Annotated in this window: 18 protein-coding genes; 14 read left to right on the top strand and 4 right to left on the bottom strand. The window is 33.0% G+C overall.

The features are described from left to right. The first annotated feature begins 2 nt into the window (after positions 1-2). The 5 genes from P163_RS08480 (at position 3) to P163_RS08460 (ending at position 5,643) form a co-directional block, all read left to right on the top strand. The gene (locus P163_RS08480) at positions 3-2,249 is read left to right on the top strand and encodes a polyribonucleotide nucleotidyltransferase (RefSeq protein ID WP_034889584.1); all 2,247 of its coding nucleotides are present in this window, start codon (positions 3-5) and stop codon (positions 2,247-2,249) included. A 248-nt stretch (positions 2,250-2,497) separates the two neighbouring features. Then, entirely contained in the window at positions 2,498-3,361 is an 864-nt protein-coding gene (locus P163_RS08475; RefSeq protein WP_029035204.1) for an RNA polymerase sigma factor RpoD/SigA, read from the top strand. Positions 3,362-3,554: 193 nt separating this feature from the next. Continuing rightward, positions 3,555-3,956, top strand: a complete 402-nt coding sequence (locus tag P163_RS08470) for a BLUF domain-containing protein (protein WP_034894136.1) — start codon at positions 3,555-3,557, stop codon at positions 3,954-3,956. 57 nt (positions 3,957-4,013) lie between these two features. Continuing rightward, positions 4,014-4,679 carry a ribulose-phosphate 3-epimerase gene (gene rpe / locus P163_RS08465; RefSeq protein WP_034889579.1) on the top strand — a complete coding sequence of 222 codons (666 nt, stop codon included), beginning with the start codon at positions 4,014-4,016 and terminating at the stop codon, positions 4,677-4,679. Beyond that, a complete protein-coding gene (locus P163_RS08460) occupies positions 4,636-5,643 on the top strand; it encodes a YpdA family putative bacillithiol disulfide reductase (RefSeq protein ID WP_410503397.1) in 1,008 nt (335 codons plus the stop codon). The genes rpe and P163_RS08460 overlap by 44 nt, the downstream gene beginning before the upstream one ends. 67 nt (positions 5,644-5,710) lie before the next feature. Here P163_RS08460 and P163_RS08455 read toward each other — a convergent pair whose 3' ends face one another. From P163_RS08455 to P163_RS08445, 3 genes are all read right to left on the bottom strand, one after another. Beyond that, positions 5,711-7,123 (bottom strand): MBL fold metallo-hydrolase, encoded by a 1,413-nt coding sequence (locus P163_RS08455; protein WP_034889577.1) that lies wholly within the window; start codon positions 7,121-7,123, stop codon positions 5,711-5,713. A 367-nt stretch (positions 7,124-7,490) separates the two neighbouring features. After that, complete coding sequence (locus P163_RS08450) at positions 7,491-7,865, bottom strand: hypothetical protein (RefSeq protein ID WP_034889575.1); 375 nt, start codon at positions 7,863-7,865, stop codon at positions 7,491-7,493. 215 nt (positions 7,866-8,080) lie between these two features. Then, positions 8,081-8,743, bottom strand: a complete 663-nt coding sequence (locus P163_RS08445) for a DUF2461 domain-containing protein (protein WP_316930068.1) — start codon at positions 8,741-8,743, stop codon at positions 8,081-8,083. Between the two features lie 617 nt (positions 8,744-9,360). Between P163_RS08445 and P163_RS08440 the strand changes: the two genes are divergently transcribed. The 5 genes from P163_RS08440 to P163_RS08420 all read left to right on the top strand — a co-directional run bounded on the left by P163_RS08440 (position 9,361) and on the right by P163_RS08420 (position 14,013). Beyond that, positions 9,361-11,205, top strand: coding sequence for a monovalent cation:proton antiporter-2 (CPA2) family protein (locus P163_RS08440; RefSeq protein WP_051931189.1), 1,845 nt, complete (start codon positions 9,361-9,363; stop codon positions 11,203-11,205). Positions 11,206-11,304: 99 nt separating this feature from the next. Continuing rightward, positions 11,305-11,868, top strand: coding sequence for a TetR/AcrR family transcriptional regulator (locus tag P163_RS08435; protein WP_034889569.1), 564 nt, complete (start codon positions 11,305-11,307; stop codon positions 11,866-11,868). 51 nt (positions 11,869-11,919) lie between these two features. Next, positions 11,920-12,357, top strand: coding sequence for a hypothetical protein (locus tag P163_RS08430; protein ID WP_156100673.1), 438 nt, complete (start codon positions 11,920-11,922; stop codon positions 12,355-12,357). 56 nt (positions 12,358-12,413) lie between these two features. After that, positions 12,414-12,977: a carboxymuconolactone decarboxylase family protein gene (locus P163_RS08425; RefSeq protein WP_034889563.1), complete on the top strand. Its 564-nt coding sequence runs from the start codon at positions 12,414-12,416 to the stop codon at positions 12,975-12,977. A 289-nt stretch (positions 12,978-13,266) separates the two neighbouring features. Beyond that, the gene (locus P163_RS08420; protein WP_156100672.1) at positions 13,267-14,013 is read left to right on the top strand and encodes a carboxypeptidase-like regulatory domain-containing protein; all 747 of its coding nucleotides are present in this window, start codon (positions 13,267-13,269) and stop codon (positions 14,011-14,013) included. Positions 14,014-14,083: 70 nt separating this feature from the next. Here the strand turns inward: P163_RS08420 and P163_RS08415 are convergent, their stop codons facing one another. After that, positions 14,084-14,761 carry a class I SAM-dependent methyltransferase gene (locus tag P163_RS08415; RefSeq protein ID WP_034889556.1) on the bottom strand — a complete coding sequence of 226 codons (678 nt, stop codon included), beginning with the start codon at positions 14,759-14,761 and terminating at the stop codon, positions 14,084-14,086. 278 nt (positions 14,762-15,039) lie between these two features. On the opposite strand from P163_RS08415, the gene P163_RS08410 reads away from it, so the two are divergent. From P163_RS08410 to P163_RS08395, 4 genes are all read left to right on the top strand, one after another. Continuing rightward, on the top strand, positions 15,040-15,792 hold the full coding sequence (locus P163_RS08410; protein WP_034889553.1) for a LytR/AlgR family response regulator transcription factor: 753 nt from the start codon (positions 15,040-15,042) through the stop codon (positions 15,790-15,792). Continuing rightward, entirely contained in the window at positions 15,770-18,760 is a 2,991-nt protein-coding gene (locus P163_RS08405; protein ID WP_034889550.1) for a histidine kinase, read from the top strand. Before P163_RS08410 ends, P163_RS08405 begins: the two co-directional genes overlap by 23 nt. A 406-nt stretch (positions 18,761-19,166) precedes the next feature. Continuing rightward, on the top strand, positions 19,167-21,038 hold the full coding sequence (locus tag P163_RS08400) for a cystathionine beta-synthase (protein WP_034889547.1): 1,872 nt from the start codon (positions 19,167-19,169) through the stop codon (positions 21,036-21,038). Between the two features lie 798 nt (positions 21,039-21,836). Next, complete coding sequence (locus tag P163_RS08395; protein WP_034889544.1) at positions 21,837-25,181, top strand: Eco57I restriction-modification methylase domain-containing protein; 3,345 nt, start codon at positions 21,837-21,839, stop codon at positions 25,179-25,181. Position 25,182 lies beyond the last annotated feature (1 nt).

Genomic DNA, 25,182 nt, shown 5'->3' with positions numbered 1-25,182 from the left:
TTATGATTCCAAAAACATTTAAAGAGGTTATTGACCTTGGTGATGGTAGAGAGATCTCTATCGAAACCGGTAAATTAGCAAAACAGGCACATGGTTCAGTAGTTGTGCAATCTGGAAAATGTATGTTGTTATGTACTGTAGTTTCAAACTACAAACAAAGCGATGTAGATTTTCTTCCATTAACGGTAGATTATCGCGAAAAATTTGCGGCAGCAGGTCGTTATCCTGGTGGTTTCTTTAAGAGAGAAGCACGCCCTAGTGATGGTGAAGTTTTAACAATGCGTTTAGTAGACCGTGTTTTAAGACCATTATTCCCTAAAGATTATCACGCAGAAACTCAAGTGATGATCCAACTTATGTCTCATGACGATGACGTGATGCCGGATGCAATGGCAGGATTAGCAGCATCTGCAGCTATTCAACTTTCAGACTTTCCTTTTGAATGCCCAATTTCTGAAGTACGTGTAGGTAGAGTAAATGGTGAATTCATCATTAACCCATCTAGAGCGCAACTAGCAGAATCTGACTTGGAAATGGTTATTGGTGCATCTGCAGATTCAGTTATGATGGTTGAAGGTGAGATGAACGAAATTTCTGAAGAAGAAATGACGGAAGCTATCAAAGCAGCACACGAAGCTATTAAAGTTCAATGCGCAGCTCAAGTAAGATTAGCAGAAGCAGTTGGTAAAAAAGCAACTAGAGAATACGACGCAGAGCCAGAGAATGAAGATCTTAAGAAAAAGATCCATGATATGGCTTATGATAAAGTTTATGCAGTAGCTCAAGCAGGTTCTGCTAAGCACGAACGTAGCGCAGCATTCGATACTATAAAAGAAGAGATCAAAGCAACATTTTCTGAAGAAGAACTTTCAGAATATGGTGGGATGGTTTCTAAATATTATTACAAAGCTGAAAAGGCTGCGGTAAGAGATCTTACTTTAAATGAAGGATTACGTTTAGATGGTAGAAAAACTACAGATGTTAGACCAATTTGGTGTGAAGTAGATTACTTACCTTCTGTACACGGATCTTCTATTTTTACACGTGGGGAAACTCAAGCTTTGGCTACGGTAACTTTAGGAACTTCTAGAGAAGCAAACCAAATAGATATGCCATCTTTTGAAGGTGAAGAAACATTCTATTTACATTATAACTTCCCTCCTTTTTCAACTGGAGAAGCTCGCCCAATTAGAGGTACTTCCCGTAGAGAAGTTGGACACGGAAATTTAGCTCAACGTGCATTAAAAGGAATGATACCTTCAGATTGTCCTTATACTGTAAGAGTTGTTTCTGAGGTATTAGAATCTAACGGTTCTTCTTCTATGGCAACTGTTTGTGCCGGAACAATGGCATTGATGGATGCAGGTATCCAAATGAAGAAACCTGTTTCTGGTATTGCAATGGGATTAATTTCTGATGGTGACTCTGGGAAATATGCAGTGCTTTCTGATATTCTTGGGGATGAAGATCACTTAGGAGATATGGACTTTAAAGTAACCGGAACGGCAGATGGAATTACCGCTTGCCAGATGGATATTAAAGTAAAAGGACTTTCTTACGAAATTCTTGTAAGTGCATTAAAACAAGCAAGAGATGGACGTTTACACATTCTTGAGAAATTAACTGAAACCATCTCTGCTCCACGCGAAGATGTGAAAGAATATGCTCCTAAAATGGTATCTGTTCGTATTAAGAATGAATTTATTGGTGCTTTAATTGGACCAGGAGGAAAAGTGATTCAAGAACTTCAAAAATCTACAGGAACAACTATCGTTATTAACGAAGATCCTGTTACCGAAGAAGGAGTTGTTGAGATCTTAGGAACTGGACAAGAAGGAATCAATAAAGTTCTTGCTAAAATAGAATCTATTACCTTCAAACCAGAAAAAGGTAGCGTTTACGAAGTGAAAGTTATTAAAGTTCTTGATTTTGGAGCGGTAGTAGAATATATAGATGCACCAGGAAACGAAGTATTATTACACATTTCTGAGTTAGCTTGGGAACGTACCGATAATGTAACTGATATTGTAAATATTGGAGACGTTATGGATGTTAAATACTTTGGAGTAGATCCAAAAACACGCAAAGAAAAAGTTTCTCGTAAGGCTTTATTGGAAAAACCAGAAGGTTACCAACCAAGACCACCAAGAGAAAATGATAGAAATGATAGAGGTCGTGACAACAGAGGTGGTTCTAGAGACAACCGAGGTCGTGATGACAGAAAACCAAGAGAAAACAGAAACGATTAATTAGTTTCTTCTCTAATATATTAAATGCTCTGAAAATTTCAGAGCATTTTTTTTGTTTAATTTTTGCGTTAGGGATAGCAGCGAAAAGCCCGCAGCGACTGCAGGGAGCGAGGACTTGAAGCGCATAGCCCGACCCGTAGGGAAACGCCCAAATAAAAAATAATAAGAGTTTTGTAACATTTCAAGCTCTCTTTACGTATAACTTAATACAGGAGCTATTCATAATTAAAAATCCAAGGAGAAGATAGATGAGACAACTTAAGATTACGAAGCAGGTTACCAACCGTGAGACTGCTTCGCTAGATAAGTATTTGCAAGAAATTGGTAAAGTTGACCTGATTACTGCCGATGAAGAGGTAGAATTAGCGCAACGAATTAAAGCGGGTGATGACCGAGCTTTGGAGAAACTCACAAAGGCGAATTTACGTTTTGTGGTATCTGTAGCTAAACAATATCAAAATCAGGGATTAACTCTTCCCGATCTAATTAACGAAGGTAACTTAGGTTTGATCAAAGCAGCAAAACGTTTTGATGAAACTCGTGGTTTCAAATTTATATCTTACGCTGTATGGTGGATCCGTCAGTCTATTTTGCAAGCTTTGGCTGAGCAATCTAGAATTGTACGTTTACCGCTTAACAAAATTGGATCTATTAACAAGATCAATAAAACTTTTGCTTTCTTGGAACAATCTCACGAGCGTCCACCAAGTGCAGAAGAAATTGCGAAGGAACTAGATATGACCATTAATGACGTAAAAGAGTCTATGAAGAACTCTGGACGTCACGTGTCTATGGATGCTCCTTTGGTAGAAGGGGAAGATTCTAACCTTTACGATGTATTGCGTTCTGGAGAATCTCCAAACCCAGACAGAGAATTATTACATGAATCTTTACGTACTGAGATAGAACGTGCTCTTGAAACTTTAACTCCACGTGAGGCCGATGTGATTCGTCTTTACTTTGGATTGGGAGATCAACACCCGATGACCTTGGAAGAAATTGGTGAAACTTTTGACCTTACTAGAGAACGTGTAAGACAAATTAAAGAGAAAGCGATTAGAAGATTAAAACATACTTCTAGAAGTAAAATATTAAAAACATATTTGGGATAATCATCCCATAGACGATGACAACAGTATAGTCCCGATATCTATCGGGGGTAACTGTTCGTTTTTTGATTGATGAATGAACCCCGGAGTGATGACCGGGGTTTTTTAATATAAAAAATTTACTTTTTACGGTATGGATCTAATTAAACAACTCATAATTTTTCATTATTTTTATATGAAACACTAAATGACTGGAATGAATTACGCAATAAGTTATGTTAGCACTGCAGACATTAACCTAACTTCGGAACAAATAGATGAGGTACTTAGTTGGAGTGAAAACTGGAATAATACACATCACATAAAAGGCTTATTATTATATTCTGATGGAAATTTCCTACAAGTAATAGAGGGTAATAAAGAAATAATCTTAAAATTATTTGAGGGAATTAAAAAAGACCCACGGCATCATAATATTATAAAGATCTTTGGAAAAGAGATAGCCGCAGGGAGTTTTGATGATTATAAAAGTGATTTTTTATCTGAACATCGAAAGTACGATGAAGAGACTTTAAGCAGGTATTTAAATAATATTCAAACTTTAGATCAAGGTTCGCAAAAAGTTGTTCAAACCATGCTCAACGCCTTTGTAAATTAAACAGATTACGTTTTATTCTTCTTATTTTTGTGCGCAGAAACAACACAACATAAAATTATGAGCACAAAATTAATTGCACCATCTGTCTTAGCTGCAGATTTTGGGAATCTGCAACGAGATCTAGAAATGATTAATAATAGTGAGGCAGATTGGTTTCACATAGATATCATGGATGGTGTTTTTGTCCCGAACATTTCTTACGGAATGCCTGTTCTAAAGGCTATTGCAAAACATGCTAAGAAAACCATCGATGTACATTTAATGATCGTAGATCCAGATAGATACATTAAAGAGTTTGCAGCGTTAGGGTCTGATATACTTACGGTTCATTACGAGGCCTGCACTCATCTACATAGAACTATTCAGGCAATAAAAGCTGAAGGCATGAAAGCTGGAGTAGCCATTAATCCTCATACCAATGTAGATCTTTTGAAAGATATTATAAAAGATATCGACTTAGTTCTAGTAATGAGCGTTAACCCGGGGTTTGGTGGTCAGAGTTTTATTGAAAATACTTATAATAAGGTAAAACACTTAAAGCAAATCATAGAAGAAGCGGGCGCGCAAACACTTATTGAAGTTGATGGGGGTGTTACAGACAAAAATGCAGCTGGGCTTACAAAAGCTGGTGCAGATGTATTAGTAGCAGGAAGCTATGTTTTTAAGGCGGAAGATCAACTTGAAACTATTAAAGGACTTAAAGAAATTGCAAATTCAAACTAAAGAGTACGAAATTATAATTATTGGTGGTGGTCCTATAGGAATTGCCTGCGCCTTGGAGGCAGAAAAAAATGGACTTTCCTATCTTATTATCGAGAAAGGATGTCTTGTAAATTCTCTCTACCACTACCCTACAAATATGTCTTTCTTTTCTTCTTCAGAAAAGTTAGAGTTAGACAATATCCCATTTATTAGTACCAATGCTAAACCTAAAAGGGCAGAAGCCTTAGAATATTACCGAAGAATTGTCTCTAATAATTCTCTTAATATTCATCTTTTTGAGACGGTTATAGCTGTAGATTCAAAAAATGAAGATGCCCATGTTGTTAAAACAAGTAAAAATGCCTATACCGCTAAGAATGTGGTGGTGGCAACTGGTTTTTATGACATTCCAAATTATTTGAACATTCCGGGAGAAAATCTACCAAAAGTAAATCACTATTACAACGATCCGCATTATTTTGCTACTCAAAAAACAATAGTTGTTGGAGCTAGTAACTCTGCTGTAGATGCTGCTTTAGAGATTTATAGAAAAGGCGGAGAAGTTACTATGATAGTGAGAAAAGAAGAAATTGGTAACCGCGTTAAATATTGGGTTAGACCCGACATTATAAATAGGATCGAAGAAGGAAGTATTAAAGCTTATTTTAATTCATCGCTTTCAGATATTAAAGAAAATGAAGTAATTATATCTACGGAAGATGGGGATGTAACTATAGAAAATGACTTTGTGCTTTTACTAACCGGATATAGACCGAACTTCAAATTTTTGAAAGATATTGGTATAGATCTATCAGATGATGGGCGGAAAATTCCGGAATATGATGAGAATACCATGGAAACTAATGTTCCTGGTATTTATCTTGCCGGAGTTATTTGTGGCGGTATGGAAACTCACAAATGGTTCATAGAAAATTCCAGAATTCATGCTAAGATGATCTTAGATAATATTGTTAAAAGCAACTAAGCTTGACGATAGCACATAAAAAAAACGGTTCGAAATATTCGAACCGTTTTTTTTATTTATATATAAACTATAATAAGGTTGAAGGACATACATATTTAGATTTTGGAATCTTGGTTTCTGCAAGTGCTTTAAACCCTCCTCGAATGTCTGTAATATTATCCCATCCTCTTTGCTTTAATATAGAGGATGCGATCATACTTCTATATCCACCAGCACAATGTAAATAAACTTTCTTATCCTTTGGAATTTCTGAGAGATGCTTATTTATCTCATTTAGAGGAATATTCTCTGCCTCCAAGAGATGTTCAGAATCGAATTCGCTCTTTTTACGAACATCAAAGGTCACCGAGTTATCTTTATTTAGTACCGCAAATTCTGTTGCATCTATACGGTTTACAGAATTAACAGGTTTCCCATCCTTTTTCCATTCATCAAACCCTCCTTTTAGAAAGCCAATAGTATTGTCATACCCTACACGAGATAATCTTGTTATGGTTTCCTCCTGATTTCCCGGATTTGTAATAAGTAAAATTTGCTGTTTTACATCTGGTATCAATTCTCCCACCCATTGTGCAAAACTTCCATCTAGTCCAATATTAATACTATTAGGCACAAATCCTTTAGCAAAAACCTCAGCATCTCTTGTATCCAACATTAGCGCACCAGATTCATTAGCTACGGCTTCAAAATCTTGTGTGGATAATGGAATGTTAGCACGCTCTCTAACTTTGTCTAGACTTTCATATCCTTTAATATTCAATAGAACATTTTGAGGAAAATATACGGGAGGTGCTGTAAGACCGGTAAGAAGCTCTTTAATAAATTCCTCCTTAGTCATATCTGGGCGTAATGCGTAATTAAATTTCTTTTGGTTCCCTAAAGTGTCTGTAGTCTCTTTACTCATCATTTTACCACAAGCAGAACCCGCACCATGATTTGGATAAACAATAAGATCATCGCTTAAAGGCATGATCTTATTACGTAAAGAATCAAAGAGATGTCCGGCTAACTTCTCCTCCGTAAGATCTGAAACAACATGTTGTGCAAGATCTGGCCTACCTACATCTCCTATAAACAAAGTATCTCCGGTTATAATTCCATGTTCTTTATCATTTTCGTCTATAAGCAAATAAGTGGTACTCTCCATGGTATGTCCGGGAGTATGAATAACTTTTACCTTGTAGTTTCCAACCGAGAAAATTTCTTCATCCTTTGCAATGGTTGCTTCATAAGCAGGAGCAGCACCGGGACCAAATACGATCTCTGCTCCTGCTTTTTTCTGTAAATCCAAATGTCCACTTACAAAATCTGCATGAAAATGGGTTTCAAAAACATACTTTATTATTGCCTTATCACTTTTAGCTCGCTCTAAATAAGGTTCTACTTCTCTTAAAGGATCGAAAATAGCAGCCTCACCATTACTTTCAATATAATATGCTGCATGCGCTAAACATCCTGTGTAAATCTGTTCTACTTTCATAATAATTAAGTTTTTATGCAATCGCTTAAAGATTATTTGCTCAGCTGCGAATGCAAGATTTATAATTCAAAATTATGCTTAGATCTGCAGTTATACAGTAACAGACGTTACCAAAGCCAACAGTTTTAAAATATTTAATAGATCTAAGATTGCTTCATTTCTATCTTAATAGCTATAATAATAATTGAAAAATGAAGCTTGATTCAAATCTAAAAAGAAAGACTTTTTACGATACTGACTAAAATCATGTATGTAGAGATATGCGGAAAATTTTAGTTAATTATGGGAGTGATACAAACTAATAGAAGCAAATAAAAAAAGCAGCTTAAAATTTAAGCTGCTTTTTAATATCTGAGATTATTAATAATTACATTACTACTACATCTGCATTTTTATATATGGTACTTCTTTTATTTAGAAGTCTTCCGTAGAACGCAAGATCTGTTTTAGAAGTTTTTAGTGACTTTTTCAGCCATTTATTTTTTTTATCATCTATTGGAAATTGATACACTTCTATTTGAGGATAACTAATTAGAGAAGATGGTTTATCTGATACTTCCACTCCAATTTCTATAGAATGAAGTTCAGAATTATAAGATACATATTTAGCTAAAAAATTATGTTTTATAAGATCAACTAAATCTGCCGGCAACTCTTCACAGTTAGAGCAGGATTTCAGATAATCCTGAATAAGAGCTTTCATTTCGGTCTTTATCTGTCTTTGATTATAGTATGCTACCATGATGAATTTATTTTTTCAAATTAACAAGGGTAAAATTAAAAAAACCACTCAACGGGAATTCAAAATTAGAATAGGTTTAACGCATTAACATAAATATATCAAAAAATTCTACAAAAAGCATTCAATAACTCTATCAAAATAGCATTTACACTAAAAATATTGAATTTCAAGTAATAGACATCTAACTATACGAGAGTCAATTAGAGCGAACTTTTCTAAACCGTAAGTGCATGATTCAGATATCTTCTAAAAGGGAGCATTTCTTTATATATGTCAATAAGCTTATCTTGAAAGTTAGATGCCATGATTTCCTGAGGATCCAAATCATATTTTATGGAAAAGCTTTTATATCTCATAAGATCTATGAATCTATGATCTTGTGAATATCCTTTAGGAGCAGTTTTAAGCATATCGCTTTCCATCATTGCGCCAAAGTTCCTTTTAAAGGAAGGTTTGTTTAAGATCTTCACAAATTCTTCACCATCATAATCTAATGCTCCTCTTAAACTTTTTAAAATATCATTTTTAGGATTGTGAATTCCACCCGCAACAAAACTGCCATGAATACCTAAGTGAATATAAAAATCTCCCAAACCTTTTGTTTTATCTAACGCAGCTCCAAAATGATCTTTGTATACCGGTTTATTAGGATGAAAAAGCAGATTATTATTAATTCTATTAATTGCCTGTTTCCCGGTAGTATGTGTATAATTTGAATCTACCATAGAAAGTTTAATATCTAGCTTATTAAGCCATTCTATATACCAATCTCGAATCTGGTGATATTCATTCCTATGCTCATCCATCCATTCTTTATGATTATTCTTTTCTAATCGATTGAGAAAATCGAACATATCTTTAAAACACATTTTCGACATTATTTAAGGATTTATGGTCTGTTCATTTTTTAAACGAACGTACGTTAAAGATACTAAATTAGCAGTTTTAGAGATCTTTGCGTTACCATAAACGTTCCTCATTAATGATCTACCAGCTATAAAAGAAAATTGCACATATTAAATTTTAATGAAAATATCTTCATTGTACGGAAAACCGTAAAATTAGAAGTAAGAGAAATACTACATTTGAAGGAGAATAAAAATAGATATCTAGGATACTATTTTAGATACCTAAAAAAGCTATAAAATGCCAGTCAATAAGAAGCTGCAAATTGGGTAGGGACTATTTGCAACTCTTAGGCTGGTATTTTTCCTTTAAATATTGCACACACTTTCTTCAACTTTTCCAAGGTACATCTCAACAAATTTTTAACATCTTTATGGTTCCTTGTTCTTTCAATAACCTCCTTTTAGTCAAATTCTTCAATTAGAGCAAAAATTTGGTAGTTGTAAATTAGATAAGCTTTTTTATGTTTCATGTAATTCTTAATTGCTTAAGCCGACTTTAGGAGCTTTAGCTATTAGAGTATCAGATATATATCATATTGATTAACTTTAAAGCTTCTTATACATCAATTTATATATAAACAAAACCAATGAGTGGAAGTATTCTTTTTGAAGCTATAGTCTTTCTTGCCGCAGCTATTATTTGTGTTCCGTTGGTAAAAAAGTTAGGATTAAGTTCTGTTATTGGATATCTACTTGCTGGAATTCTTATTGGCCCCTACATTTTTGGTTTTATTGGTCACGAAGGAGAAGACATTTTAGAATTTGCAGAATTTGGAGTGGTTATGATGCTTTTCCTTATAGGTTTGGAGATTCAACCTAGCAATTTTTGGAAGATGCGAAAGATAATCTTGGGGATGGGATTCACTCAAGTTTTTGGTACCATGCTCCTCACCTATCTAATATTTTATGCTCTGAATCTAGAATGGCATATATCGCTCACTATTGCCATGGCGGTAGCGCTTTCTTCTACTGCCATAACATTGCAAACTAACAAAGAGAAGGGTTTGATGAATACTTCCTACGGTGCTTCCTCTTTTTCAATCTTACTTTTTCAGGATATTATAGTCATTATAATGCTTGGATTACTCCCTTTATTATCAGAAATATCTACAGCAGATACTCCCGTTGTAGATGCGAGCAAAGCGCATGAAAATCTTCTTGACAACCTACCAATAGGATTGCAGGCATTATCTATTATATCTTCTGTGGTACTGATAATATTTACCGGTAGATATTTAATTGTTCCTATGTTAAGATTGGTTGCTAAAACTGAAGTTCGAGAACTTCTGGTAGCTGCAGCTTTATTAATAGTTGTAGGTATATCTTATGTTATGGGTTTGGTTGGGTTGAGTCCTGCTCTGGGAGCTTTCCTTGGCGGGGTGGTACTTGCAACTAGTGAATTTAAGCATGAGCTGGAAAGCACCTTAGACCCTTTTAAAGGCCTGCTTTTAGGATTATTCTTTATGGCCGTAGGCGCTTCCATTAATTTTAGAGTAATTGCAGAAGAACCATTATTAATTGCTGCGTTGGTAATAGGGGTGATAGTAGTAAAGGCAAGCATTCTATATATTGTTGGCTTAATATTTAAATTGAAATTAGACCAAAGATTATTACTAACTGTAGGATTGGCGCAAATTGGAGAATTTGCTTTTGTGTTGATATCCTTTGCGTTTCAGCTTAATATTTTCAACCAAGATCAAATGGATATTTTATTAGTAGTTACGGCGCTTACCATGACACTTACACCTATTCTTTGGATTATTAATGAACGATTAGTGCTCCCTAAAATTGGAACCATAGAATCTATTAAGAGACCTATGGATTCTATAGAGCAGAAACATAAGGTAATTTTATTAGGCTTCGGACACTTTGGAAGTACCATAGGTAGGTTTCTTAGGGCACACGGAGTAAAAACTACGGTAATTGAGCAAAATTCTAACAGAGTAGATTTTCTAAGAAAAATGGGATTCGAGGTTTACTATGGAGATGTATCCAGATTAGATCTTCTAGAATCTGCAGGAATAGCAGAGGCAGATTTTCTTATTTCGGCTTTAGACAACCCAGATCTAACACCCGGTTTAATGAAAAAATTAAAGAGTAAATACCCAGATCTTAAACTCATGGTTCGCGCTAGAAATAGAGACGATGCATATAAGTTACATAATATAGGAATAGATGATATTTACAGAGAATCTCTAGACACCTCTGTAAAAATGGCTAGCGATCTTTTGTTCTATATGGGTTTTGATGCTGGTGCAACCAAAGAACAAGCAGATAAGTTTATAAAATTAGATACTGAAAGTCTTAAAAGACTAGCTGCTACCCCTAAAGACGACAAAAAATATATATTCCAAGCTAGAGAAGAGATCGCACAACAAGAAAAATTATTGGTAGAAGATCTTAAAATAGGAAGTAGTGAGATCATCAAATAACAGCAATATATTTTAGGAAATACAGGTTAAGTATTAAAGTTATCTAAAATGTTTTGCCATTACTAACTAATCGTTTAGCTTTGTACTGTAATTAGAAATATGGCTAGAAAAAAAGAATATATAGAAGAAGAAGTTATTGAAAAGGCTATGAACCTTTTCTGGCGCAATGGGTATGAAACTACTTCTATGCATATGCTGGAAAAAGAAATGGGCATCAATAAGTTTTCTATATACTCTAGCTTTGGAAGTAAAAATGGTGTTTTCTTGGAAAGCTTAAAATGCTATAAACAAAAATTAAATCTTATACTCCAAAAGCTAAAGGATGCTCCAAGTGGAGTTGCAGGAATCAAGCAATATTTTTACGATTTTATTGAGTTCACCAGAGAGACCGAGTTTGGTAAAGGTTGTTTAGTAACAAATACCGCGAATGAAATAGGGACCGATGCAGATGAAAATATTAAACAAGTCTTAACTGACTTTATGGATGAAGTAAAACAGCTATTTCTCAATACTTTAAAAGTTGAAGAAAATGAAAACATCTCTGTAATAGAGCAGCAAGCTGATTTTCTAACAATAGCAATGTTTGGTTTGTCTTCTGCTACACGAATCTTTACAAATAAACAACTAGAGAATTATATTGAAAATGTCTTTAAAGACCTATAACATTTTTTTTAATCACAAACTAACCGATTGGTTAGTTATAAAATCACAGTCATGAAAAATTTATATATAACGCTCACCTTGATTTTATATTCAATTTCTACCACTGCACAAATGGACTATAGAAGCTATGAAAATCTAAGATCGGAAGAACAAGCTTTATCTGTTGATAACACAACAATAAGCTATACCGCTGATGTCTTATCTGAAGAAAATTTTAGCTATAGATCTTTTCTTAGATCTGCTAAAGAATCAAATGTTAATTACCCTATTGGAGAGGAGAGTTTCTCTAAAGCAGACCTAACCAAACTTCTTAGAAGAACAGCGAAAAAATCTGCGAATTCCTCTGAATTTAATTTGAATCTTACTAATAGAAACCCTGGGCTTACCGCCTACTTCTCTCAACGTCAAACAGATTCACTTTACAAGAAATTCAAAAAAGCAACGGTTAATCAGTATATGGTAAATCTCGCTAATAACTGGGATTACTAGAAGGCTAAAAAAAGAAGATTTAACAATAATAATAATTAATTCAAATATTTACAATTATGAGTACTTCAAAAAATGAAAATTTAAAAGTTCACACTTTAGAAACAGCTCCGGAGAAGAGTAAGTCTTTACTGGAAAAATCCCAAAAAGCTTATGGCTATGTTCCAAATTTACATGGTGTATTGGCAGAAGCTCCAGAATTATTAGAAGCTTACCAAAACCTGCATGAGCTATTTGTAAATTCATCATTCAATAATGACGAACTTACCGTTGTATGGCAAACTATAAATGTAGAACACGAATGCCATTACTGCGTACCTGCACATACAGGTATTTCAAAAGCAATGAAAGTAGATGATGCAATATCTGACGCTCTAAGAAATAGAACAGAGTTACCATCAGATAAGCTTCAAGCGCTACACAACGCAACTTTATCCTTAACTAGAAACCGAGGTAATATTTCTCAAGAAGAAATAGATGCATTCTACGCTGCAGGATATAATCAGAGACACTTATTAGAAATTATTCTTGGATTGTCTCAAAAGGTGATAAGCAACTATACTAATCGTGTAGCTCAAACTCCTTTAGATAAAGGATTTCAACCATATGCATGGAGTAAATAAGAGGTTATATCTTAACTACTTTAAATTATTCTATTTAAAAATGAAAAAACCTTCCACTATTTTGGAAGGTTTTTTTCTATTATATCTGTATTAATAATGATTATGAATTTGTTCTACATTTTAAACTAGATACCTTCAGTATAATCTTCTTCTCCTTTATAAGCCATCACAATATCTAGCAATATTCTATAAATTTCATATAATTACCCTCTGTATTAAATAGTATATTGGGCCACAAGAAATTCTGATGTAGTTCTAATTCAGAAAAACTTTAGTCTGCAAACCAAAAATGGGAAGATCAAAAATTTTTTATGCACTTTGCGTTTGCTTTTTTACGCTATGTACAAATGCGCAGGAACGAACTATGCTAGATGGCCGAGTGCTGAATAATCTTAGTATTCTGGAGAATGTATATCTCAAAAATATATCTACCGGCAGATCTTTAATTACAGATATGAATGGAGAATTCTCTCTTCTCACCAAACTGGGAGATACTCTTATTTTCTCCCATATAGGAATGAAAGATCACATTGAATTTGTGGATGCTAAAAATATCGAGAATAACAACCTCATTATAAGTATGACAAATATTACTAATCAATTAGAAGAAGTTAATATTACTGATGTTTCTAAAATAAACGCAGTAAGTCTGGGCATAATACCTAAAGAGATTAGATCTTACACACAATATGAAAGAAGACTAGAAACCGCAGGAGATTTCAAATGGATACATCTTCTTGGGCTTCTAGGCGGTTCGTTGGAGGTAGATCCAATTCTAAATGCTATTAATGGTAGAACAAAGCAATTAAAAAAGAACATTAAATTAGAACGAAAAATAAAAAACATTGGCATCTTAGAAGGACATCGTGATTTTTTACAGAACGCTATTGGCTTATCCGAAAAACAAATAGGAAGACTAATCTATCTAGCTGCTGAAGAAGAAAATGTTCAAGAAATCATTGATTCTAATAATAAAGGAAGGATAGAAATTTTTCTTCTTGAAACCTGGTTAAAATTTAAACAGGATGATGAATAATTATTCCACGCTTCCACAAAAACATGATGATTTTTTAACATTTCTCATTTAATAAGCACTAAAATAGTACTTAGAAAAGCTGATATAAAGTTGTTACTATCAAGCCTTTAAAATTTAGAGATCTAACCGACAAAAGTTCTCTTTGCCTATAAACTTCTAAGTTGAAAGGCGAAGCCAACAAATTAATGCCACTATTCTTTTTCAACCGTATTCCCTGCCCGGAAATTATATCCATATTGGGCTCAAAATTTTTATCGGGAAGGTGTTCTGTTAAAATAACATATTTAAAATCTATTAATTTTTTCACAACACGCGCCACCTCAGCATTAGACAGATGTTGCAAAACCTGTCTGACTATAACACAATCTGCTACCGGCAAACTATCTTCCGCAATATCTAAACATAAAAATTTTAGATCTTCTTCCTTAAACCTTGTTTTATTGTATTCAATTAGAGATTCTACTATATCTATCGCATAATATTTTTTAGTAAAATCAATTAACTTACTACCAACATTAAAATCGCCACAACCCAGATCACAAACTGTTAATCGAGGATTAAAAGTTGATAGAAAAGAGCTTACTACTTCTAAATATGGGTCTATAATTTCAGGATCGTGAGATCCTAACCCAGAATAGAATTCAGATTGATTAGAACCCCAAAGATTCTTCTCATAGATCTGTGCCATAGCATCTTTAGTAGGCCAAGCTTTCTTTTCTTTCTTAGGATTATCTGTTCTCTGTTTCATAAAAGAATATTGGATTACCTGCCAATATTATAAAATTATCCATTATCAATATAGTTATACACCTCTTTTGAAAATGTTGTTTCAAAATACAAATTAGTGGCTGAAGTATTATTTTTAGATATACAATGTGATCAAATTAATAAACCACTAACTTGAATTCTAATATTTTTCCAAAAATAAGATATTTTGAATCTCTGAAAATATCAAAAATAGCTACTATCTATAAGCTTTGAGAGTTAAAAAGAGACTAATTCAGGATTTATTAGTAGTTTTATTTTATGATAAAAGCAGTTATTATAGACGATGAACTTAACGCTCAAAGTTTACTTGAAAAAACCCTGGAAAGGTACTTCCCAAATAAGTTTAATATAGTACAGAAATGCAATTCTGTAGATGAAGGTGTGATAGCAATAAAAGATCATGAACCGGAGCTGGTATTTTTAGATATTCAAATGCCGGAAAAGAATGGATTTGAGCTTTTCAAATATTTTGAGGTTATAAAATTTCAGGTCATTTTTATTACTGCCTATAATCAATTCGCTATAAAAGCTATAAAACGGAGTGCTCTGGATTATTTATTAAAACCTATTAATCATGTAGATCTTGCCCCGGCCATCAAAAGATTTGAAGATAAGAATCAAGGAAGCTTTGCACAAAAGAAGCTGGCACTGTTACTAGAAAATTTAAATGTGAATGACCAGAATGTTAGCAAATTAGCTTTTCCTACTAATGAGGGTTATGAGCTTATTCATGCCAATCAAATCTTATATTGTAAAGCAGAAAGCAATTATACGTTTATTAAAAAGATAGATGGCATAAGTAAGACCGTAACTAAAACATTGAAATATGTAGAGGAGATCCTTCCGGATACTTCATTTAAAAGAATACATAAATCCTATGTAATCAATATGAATTACTTGGTTAGATACCACAAAGCAAACAAAGAGGTAGAATTAACCAATGGGGAGAAACTTCCGGTTTCTTTTAGAAAAGAAGAAGATTTTATAAATGCAATACTTCAGAATAATTAAACTTCTCCCACTCCTATTATTATGGGTTCAAATTGCTGTAGCGCAAAATTTTCCCAGTAAAAATTATACAGCGGCAAATGAATTACCAAACAACACCGTTAGGTCATTATTTATAGATAATAAAGACGTTCTTTGGATTGGTACTGAGAATGGGTTGGTAAAAAAAGAGAATGATATTTTTACTAATTTTTTTGTAGAAGATGGTTTAGCGCTAAATAGTTGTTGGGCCATAGCTGAAGATAAAAAATATAGGCTCTGGTTTGGTAGTTACGGGGAGGGAATTAGCATTTACAACGGAACAGAATTTAAAGTGATCTCAGAGCAAGATGGCTTAGTAAATAACGAGATCACTAAGCTATATTCTTATAGAAATTCTATGTTGGTAGGTACCAGTGATGGTGTTTCGATTATTGATGTAAACACTCTCAAAATATCATCTTTAAAACCAGCAACATCTACTACGCTATTTAGAGTGCAGGATTTCTTGGAATATCAAAATGAGTTGTTTGTGATCACCTACAATTCCGGCGTCTTTAAAATTGTTACAGAGAATGAACAAAAAAAATTAATTAAGGTAAATAACCATAAGTATAATTATTCCATTTTAAAGAATAATGATAGTATCTACAGTAGCAATAAGGGCTTTTACACAAAGGGCAAAATCTCTGAATACTTAAGTAATAGCCCCAATCCAAAAATAAAAGTTGGAGAATCTATTATATGGGATTATGTTAAGACCAAGGATAATAAAATTTTTGCTGCCGCTTGGGGGATATATGATAGTAATGGAGGGATCTATGAAATTATAAACCATAAAATGGTATCTAGAGCTTCAGATTTTAGTGTCTCAAGCAATCAGATTATTTCTTTAGCTTACAGTAAAAAATTTGATAAATTATTTGTTGGAACCAAAGATTCCGGCTACTATGAGATCAAATTGAACAATAAAATTAAATTTCATAGTCTTCCAGAACATCGAATCCTTGGCTTTGCCAAAACTGACAGTACAACCGCAATATTATCAAATAAAGATCTTATTCTATCTAAGGAGATAAAAGAGCTAACTATATCAGTTTCCCAATTTAAAGAATGGCAAGAGAATTACATTCGTACTACTAGAATTCCATTACCAAAACATCAAGACGATTTTTACGAATTAGATTACAATATTAGAGCAGAAGCAATTAATTTTTATGATATTAAGGTCTCTGCCAATAAATTCTGGCTTAACACAAATATTGGAATATTTGCTATTACACCTGCCGGAGACCTGGCAAAATACCTTCCCTTACATTCCGAAGAGATCAACTTTACGACAAAAGGAGATCTCATAGAAACAAACCCATATGGCGGACTTAGGATATTTAATGATCTAGACAAATTAGAAAACACTTATTATAATCCAGCAGATTCTAATACGCCCACCATGGTGGTAAATAGTTTTCAGCAAGCTAGTAAAACCTATCTCATATCCATCTTTTCAGGTCTTTATAGTTGGGAGAACAATAAATTCAAGTCTTTTTTTAAAGAAAATATATGGAGCGAAAAAAAATTAAAACATATTACTTCAATCGAAAATGATCTAGCAGTTTCGAATGAATTCGGAGATGTTTTTATTATAAATGATGAAGATACTTTTCAACTGTTAAGGAAAATACCTCGAGCAAAGATCCTTGGTAATTCTATCTCATTTCTGAAAGGTCATAATAGAGCGTTGATAATAGGCACCGAAAAGGGAATAACAATTTATAAAAATAACAAGTTTATCTTTTTAGATGAAGAGCAAGGATTACAGCAGCCACTGTTAAGCGCAACTATATTTGATGATAATTTATTTGTTGGTAGTGATAATGGATATTATAGTATAGATCTAAAGAGTGTAAATACTTTAAGATCGTTAATAGATGAAATATGGTTAAAAGAGGTATTAATTAATAATCGCAAATTTAATTTTAAAGAGAAAAATCAAAAGGAGCAAATAGTATTGTCTTATAACGAAAACACTATTCTCTTAAAATTTAGTACCAATGCTCATCCTTACCCTCATAAATTAACCTATCAATATAGATTAACTGAACAAGAGGACTGGAGTCCGCCATCATCTAAACCAGAAATTTTCTTACCATTCTTACCCACCAAAGACTACAACATTACAGTAAGAGTATTAGATAGAAGCACAGGTTTAAGTTATACTCAGTCTTTAATTAAATTAGCAATACAACCACCATTTTGGAAAACATGGTGGTTTATGTTTTTGATCTTCGCAATAATTTCTATGATGGTATATACCTTATACAAAATTCAAATTAGACAAAATAAAAATTTTGAAGAGCAAAAAGGTATGATCCAAAAGCGTTTGGAAGAAACTAAGATGGAAGCACTATTAGCGCAAATGAATCCCCATTTCATATTCAACGCTATGAATTCAATACAAAGTTACATCGTAGACAGAGATATAGACAATGCTACAAGCTTTCTGGGAGATTTTGCCAAACTAATTAGGTTAAACTTAGATCATTGCACTAAGCAATGCATCTTACTGGTAGAAGAAATAGAGTACCTTAAGCTATATATGCGGGTTGAAAATACAAGATTCAATAATAAGATCCATGTAAATATAGCGGTAGATTCCAAGATAGATGTATATGATGTAGAAATTCCAACTATGCTACTTCAAACGTTTGTAGAGAATGTTTTTATTCATGCCTTCCCCCCTAGTATTTCTGAACCTACATTAAAAGTGTCTTTTAAATTACTGCCCGACAAGACGTTGGAATGTAAAATTAAAGATAATGGGATTGGGATCTCGAAGATCTCAGATAATAAATTGCATGTCTCCAAAGGAATTATTTTGGTAAAAGAGCGATTATCATTGTTGGGCTATGATACCGATACGGCAGTAAAAATTAATTCAAAGCAAAATTCTGGTACTATTGTTACTCTGCAACTTAAGCCTAACGATTACTAAGAAATCTAGCACGTTTACTAAATGACTAATTTTATACTTCTCTAGAGTTATAGATTTACAAAAAATTAGAGGTGCCTGCTACTATTTTAGTTACCATTGCTACTGAAGGATATATTTTATGTAGGGATTTAATATGTTCTTGTATGCAATAGTATATGCGATATCTCTAAAATTTAATTACAAAACCACTAGAAACTATTTGTTGATAGTGGTTTTCTATTTCTATCCTTGTTATTTCAATATATTCAGCACGTTACAGTCTGCATGTAATAAAGATTTCTTTCTGTTATTTATTTTAAATGTCTCAAGCATAAGTAAAGTCTATTTCACTATGCAAGAAATTAGTTAGTATTACGTCTAAAAAATCCTAATTAATGTATATTATCCGCTATCAAAGCATCAAATTATGAAAGAAGATAAAATATTGAAGTATATAGAAGATGTATTAGAAAATATGCCAAAAGACTGGTTGAATCTAACAACGCATCGATTAGATATTTATGATGAAAAATTGGCTAAAATTCAATTTTTAGATCAGTTTGAAATTTTATACCATAGCAACAATTCTAGCACCGCAGCTCTAAAGATATTACCTACTGCTTATGATTATATAAGATTGGGACATCCTTTATCCTCATTATTAGAATGGAGCATTGCAAAATTAAACAATATCAAAGCAGATAATGTAATTAGTTTTTCTTCAAGAACAACGCCTATTCTAGCTATTCTTAGAAAAAATTCTTTGGAGCGTAAAAAAACTCAGATTTTCTATTCCGGAGATCTTCCCTTACATTTTAATGCTGAAATAGTACAGAATATATATGACTATAAGTTCGATCTTCAGAAGATAGAAGACAAAAAAGAAATTCCAAATTTGAGTAAGCTCAACTCCGAAGCTACTACCATATACCTTTCAGAACAAAAAGAAGTTGGAAATATAGATACAGAATTAGTATCTAAATCTTTAGGAATAGATTTCTTAGTTAATTTTCATACTTCTTTGGGAAGCGTGATGATTGTTAACGGAGAAGAAAATGAAGATTATATTTCCGACATTCAACATGTAAGAAGGAGAGAGACCATAGCAATGACTCCAGCAGATTCATTCACCGCACTTAAAGCGATGGTAGAACATTCAACTTTAGAATTTAAAAATATAGATGAAGCAGATAAAAACAGTGTTTTAAAATCTATAAAAGTCATTACAGGCACTAATATAGATCCTATTGTAGCTTCTAGCGGACTCTCTATTCAATATGCTATTATGATGGGTCTTGTTCACGATGCTTACATAAATCACCCTGGAAAGGCTGTAAAATTCATAGTTCCGCCAAACTGCTATGGTGGTACCAATGATCAGGCAAGAAGAGTGGCAGCTTGTCTTGAGAATGTGGAAGTGGTAGATTTGCCGGTAGACGGAGATAACGAGATGGTACAAAGTATAAATACCATTCTAGATACAGTAGCTAAAGAAGATGCAGTACCTTATATTATTGCAGAAATACCTACAAATCCAAGAGTAGAGGTTCCAGATCTTCAGAAATTGAAAGAAGCTTTAAGCGCGGTTCGTAAAACATCAAATGGTGATACTGCCATAGATCCGGTTTTTATATTAGATCAAACATTTTGTCCTAATCTTCATTTTTTAGGAGAAGGTGAAATTTTATCTACCGTGAGAACAATCTCCTATGCTAGTGGTTCTAAATTTCCTAGTGGTGGCCAATGTACCGCTGGGTATTGTGTTGGAAATGACAAAACAGATGCATTGATGGAGAAAATAGCATTACATCTTAGTATATGTGATAACGAAGCTACCGATCTTCAGTATAAAATATTAGCTAAACAGCTGCCGTCAATGAATAAAAGGATTTTTGACGCCTATAAGAATACTCGAGAGTTTGTAAATTTTATTAAAGAAACATTACCGGAAGCCAAGATCAATTTTGTTTCTGAAGAATTAGCAGCAGAAGGATTTACACCTTCGGTATTTTCACTAGACCTTCCTACAAAAGGGGCTAATGCAGAAGAAAAAGAAGCGTATAAAAGAGAACTAAACCTGAAGTTGATCAATTTAATGATTACTGAAATTCCAAGCGAGAGTAAGTATTGTGTAAGCTATGGTCAGTTAAAAGGTTGTTACTGGACGATACCAGCAACCTCTACTCAGGGAACAACAAAAGAAGGTGACAAAGATTACATAGCTCGTGTTTCTGTTTCTCCAGATCTTGATCTGGAACTTCACAAAAAAGTTTTTAAGAAATTTGTAGATCAGATCTAGCCTTACATACTTTCAAAGGAAACATTTTCCTTTAAAGTAAAAATTAAAAAAATTCGTAGAGAACTTTATAGTACTCTACGGATTTTTTTAATTTAAAATTCCAGTAAACTCGGTTTGAAGATTTGATTTATCAAAACTGTGAAAGTCACGAAGGATTCGCTGCGCGCATCCTCAAAGCTCCGCTTTGAAAACAGAACGTCCTAATTGCAAATTCGAGTAGACTCTTTTGCAATTAGGACGTTCCATTTATTCGTGACCCCGGCAGGATTCACCGATCTCTCAAATAGCCCGTAAATACTAATAACTTATTTTTAATGTTGACGATTTGTGAACCAAAATTTTGATGTCATTTATATCGTCTTGTATAAAGATATTAATTATCCTTTAGTTATAAAGAAAATTAAAAGAAAGATTTTAGATTATAACAAGTGATCAAATGAATCAAACCATTATCAAAATTAATAGTAGTGTAAGGCTTTAATTACTATTTATGAAATATACCTTCCATTAGATTGGATCATTTAATTCTCAGCTCTCATATTAATGTTGTGCTTCCCACATAGTATGTCCAAAATAAGATACTTAAATCTTAACTTGGGTTCGCAAAAAGAAATTTTATTGATAATATTATTAATAAAATGAAGTAGCTATAATTTCAGAAATATATGTTGGTGATAATAATGAGTTAGTTATTTAGCATAGTTTTAAGATATTTTTATAGCTTTACTACCCTAATATCTGCCACTACTCCTACCCTACTAGTTAGTATTGCAGTTTGTAACAATAACTATCCAATTTATGGCCTTATTTCAGGTTTCTGTATTAAAGAAATACCTCAAGCTTCAAGATGACCACATCATTGATAAAGCTTATAAAAAATTCACCAACTACTTTCAGCATCCTGAAATACAGGAGAATATAAGAAGCTCCAAAGAAGAGCAATTTCAGGCTACATTTTTAAATGAATTGTTTGTAAAGATTCTGGGTTATACCATGAATCCAAATCCTAGTTATAATCTTACTACAGAGTATAAGAACGAGAAGAATGCACGAAAGGCAGATGGCGCTATCTTGAACGATGGTACCGCAATTGGAGTAATTGAATTAAAAGGGACGAACACCAAGCATTTAGAGGGAATAAGACAACAAGCCTTTGATTATAAAGCCAATCAAAAAGGATGTGTTTATGTAATTACTTCCAACTTTGAAAAGCTGCGTTTCTATATTAATGATGCTACCGAATTTTTAGAATTCGATCTTTTTGAACTTAACCGTTATGATTTTTCTTTGTTATGGTTATGTCTTCAAAAGGAAAATATTAGCAGAGAACTTCCGTTAAAAATCAAGGAAGATTCTTTAGTGGTAGAAGAAGCCATTACCAAGGAGTTTTATAAAGATTATTCTATTTTTAAAAGAGAGCTTTATAGAGATCTGGTGCGCAAAAATGCCAAACATCTAAAAACCTTCCGCTCTTCTGAAATTGCCTCAGAATCTTTAGAGCATCCCGAGCTTCAAAATGATGTAAACAGGTTAGAGAAAAATGTAAAGCTCAACTTATTTAAAAAGTCACAAAAGCTAATAGATAGGTTTCTGTTTATATTTTTTGCTGAAGATCGTGGCTTGCTTCCACCCAATTCTATCCATAAAATTTTAGCCGATTGGAATAAGTTAAAAGAACTGGATGCTCAAGTGCCTTTATATGATAGGTTTAAACAATACTTTAATTATTTAGATACCGGTAGAAAAATCAGTGATACTGCAGCAGAAATATTTGCTTATAATGGAGGGCTTTTTAAACCCGATGCAATTCTGGATGCGTTGGAGATAGATGATGAATTATTACATAAACACACGGCACAACTCGCTAAATACGATTTTGAAAGCCAGGTTGACGTTAATATTCTCGGTCATATTTTTGAAAATTCTCTCAATGAAATCGAGAGTGTAAATGCTGAAATTGAAGGCGATGATTTTGATAAGCAAAAAAGTAAGCGTAAAAAAGATGGCGTTTTTTACACGCCTAAATACATCACCAAATACATAGTAGAAAATACAGTAAGCAAACTATGTGAAGAAAAGAAGATTGAGCTTGGGTTTAAAGAAGAAGAATATTATCGGGGAAGAAAACGCCGACAAAAGGATACTTTAGAAGCACTCGTAAAAATTCTGGATGATTACAGAGCATGGTTACTAAAACTCACCATTTGCGATCCAGCCTGTGGCTCCGGCGCATTTTTAAACCAGGCTTTAGATTTTCTTATAAAAGAACATCGCTATATAGATGAGCTAAAAGCCAAGTTATTGGGTGGCGGACTTGTTTTTAGCGATATAGAAAACACCATTCTAGAAAACAATATTTACGGGGTAGATATAAATGAAGAAAGTGTAGAGATTGCTAAACTTTCACTTTGGTTGCGAACTGCACAACCACGAAGAAAACTCAATGATTTAAGCAGTACCATAAAATGCGGAAATTCTTTAATAGACGATAAAAAAGTAGCCGGAGATAAAGCTTTTAATTGGAAAGAAGAATTTCCCGAAGTCTTTAAAAATGGTGGTTTTGATGTAGTTATTGGAAATCCACCTTATGTAAGAGTTCAAACAATTAAAGACTCTATTAATAAAGAAAGTTTCGAGCTGGAAAAGAAGTATGAAACCGCAACCCGAAGATACGATCTCTTTGTTCTTTTTATTGAAAAATCATTTTATCTAATCAAGAACAATGGTAAAGTTAGTTTTATTCTGCCACACAAATTTCTAATTGCTGATTTCGGTTTTGGAATTAGAGATTTTTTAAAGCGAAAAAAATTCGTTGAAGAAATTATAAGTTTCGGAGCAGAATTAATTTTTAAGGATGCCTCAACTTACACTTGTATTCTCAAATTATCCAAGGAAAATGAAAACTTTAAATATTTAGAAATTGATTCTTCTCAACTGTTGGAACCTATAAATTTCGGAATTATAAATCTAGATTCACTCAGTTCTGAAAAATGGAATTTGCATGATAAGCTCTCTAGCGGTGTTCTTCAAAAACTTCAAAAAAATAAATTAAAATTAGAAAATATTCTAGATAATATTTCACAGGGAATTAAGAATACTACTGATAAAATTTTTATGATGAGAGGAAGCTTTCACGGGAATGAGTTTATAGGATTCTCGGATCAATTAAATAAAGAAGTTCATCTAGAGGCAGCAATCATGAAACCATTGGCGAAGGGAAAAGATATTAAAAGATACCAAAAATTAGATATAAATTATTATCAGATCTATACTCACTATCAGAAGGAGAATAAAACTGTTCCCCTTCCCGAAAATATTTTAAAGGAGAATTTTCCAAAAACTTATAATTATTTAATTGAGTTTAAAGATTTTTTAATTGAAAAGAAAATTCGTTACAAAACAAATCCAGATTATTGGTATAGTCTACATAGATCAAGAGAATTAGATATATTTAATTCTCCAAAGATTGTCTCCGCAACAATACAAAATTATCCTAATTTTACAATTGACACCACAAAAGCTCTAACAGATGCTGGAGGTTATTGTATTAAAATAGATGAACGCACAGAATTAAATCTAATCCATCTTCTTGGAATTTTGAATTCAAAGGTGTTATGGTTTTTTATCAAAAACACAAGTTCAGTTTATCGAGGTGGATATTTTGCGTTTAACACAACTTATTTAAACCCTTTTCCCTTACCCAAAATTGATCAAATTAGGAACTCTGATATTGATAAATATTCAATAAAAAATATTGAATTATACAGAAACTTTAATTATCTGATAATTAAATTTAATTCTTTTATTTCTTCAAAATTTGCACTTCAACAAAACATATCAAAAAAACTCCAAAACTGGCATGAATTGAAATTTGGAGAATTTATCAAAGAATTAAATAAAGCAATCAAAGTGAGTAATAAAGTACGCGAAAAAGCTGCAAAAGATTCTGGCTGTATAGCTGAGCTTGTCGAAGCCCTCACCAAAAGAGACGAGTTTGAGTGGATGGAATTGTTTGAAGAAAATAAGAAAAAGGCAGTAGTACTTCAGCAACAAATAGCCGATACCGATAGAGAGATAGACCAAATGGTATATGAGCTTTATGGCTTAACGGATGAGGAAATTAAAATAGTTGAAAATAGTTAAA

Source organism: Gillisia sp. Hel_I_29, assembly GCF_000744275.1.
Classification (GTDB): Bacteria; Bacteroidota; Bacteroidia; order Flavobacteriales; family Flavobacteriaceae; genus Gillisia.
The sequence above is the reverse complement of the archived record's forward strand: the minus strand, read 5'-3'. Positions and strand labels throughout refer to the sequence as shown.

Bases quoted from the DNA above. Each gene is read 5' to 3' on its own strand.
- P163_RS08480 (WP_034889584.1), top strand. From the start codon at position 3: ATGATTCCAAAAACATTTAAAGAGGTTATTGACCTTGGTGATGGTAGA.
- P163_RS08475 (WP_029035204.1), top strand. From the start codon at position 2,498: ATGAGACAACTTAAGATTACGAAGCAGGTTACCAACCGTGAGACTGCT.
- P163_RS08470 (WP_034894136.1), top strand. From the start codon at position 3,555: ATGAATTACGCAATAAGTTATGTTAGCACTGCAGACATTAACCTAACT.
- rpe (WP_034889579.1), top strand. From the start codon at position 4,014: ATGAGCACAAAATTAATTGCACCATCTGTCTTAGCTGCAGATTTTGGG.
- P163_RS08455 (WP_034889577.1), bottom strand. From the start codon at position 7,123: ATGAAAGTAGAACAGATTTACACAGGATGTTTAGCGCATGCAGCATAT.
- P163_RS08450 (WP_034889575.1), bottom strand. From the start codon at position 7,865: ATGGTAGCATACTATAATCAAAGACAGATAAAGACCGAAATGAAAGCT.
- P163_RS08445 (WP_316930068.1), bottom strand. From the start codon at position 8,743: ATGTCGAAAATGTGTTTTAAAGATATGTTCGATTTTCTCAATCGATTA.
- P163_RS08440 (WP_051931189.1), top strand. From the start codon at position 9,361: ATGAGTGGAAGTATTCTTTTTGAAGCTATAGTCTTTCTTGCCGCAGCT.
- P163_RS08435 (WP_034889569.1), top strand. From the start codon at position 11,305: ATGGCTAGAAAAAAAGAATATATAGAAGAAGAAGTTATTGAAAAGGCT.
- P163_RS08430 (WP_156100673.1), top strand. From the start codon at position 11,920: ATGAAAAATTTATATATAACGCTCACCTTGATTTTATATTCAATTTCT.
- P163_RS08425 (WP_034889563.1), top strand. From the start codon at position 12,414: ATGAGTACTTCAAAAAATGAAAATTTAAAAGTTCACACTTTAGAAACA.
- P163_RS08420 (WP_156100672.1), top strand. From the start codon at position 13,267: ATGGGAAGATCAAAAATTTTTTATGCACTTTGCGTTTGCTTTTTTACG.
- P163_RS08415 (WP_034889556.1), bottom strand. From the start codon at position 14,761: ATGAAACAGAGAACAGATAATCCTAAGAAAGAAAAGAAAGCTTGGCCT.
- P163_RS08410 (WP_034889553.1), top strand. From the start codon at position 15,040: ATGATAAAAGCAGTTATTATAGACGATGAACTTAACGCTCAAAGTTTA.
- P163_RS08405 (WP_034889550.1), top strand. From the start codon at position 15,770: ATGCAATACTTCAGAATAATTAAACTTCTCCCACTCCTATTATTATGG.
- P163_RS08400 (WP_034889547.1), top strand. From the start codon at position 19,167: ATGAAAGAAGATAAAATATTGAAGTATATAGAAGATGTATTAGAAAAT.
- P163_RS08395 (WP_034889544.1), top strand. From the start codon at position 21,837: ATGGCCTTATTTCAGGTTTCTGTATTAAAGAAATACCTCAAGCTTCAA.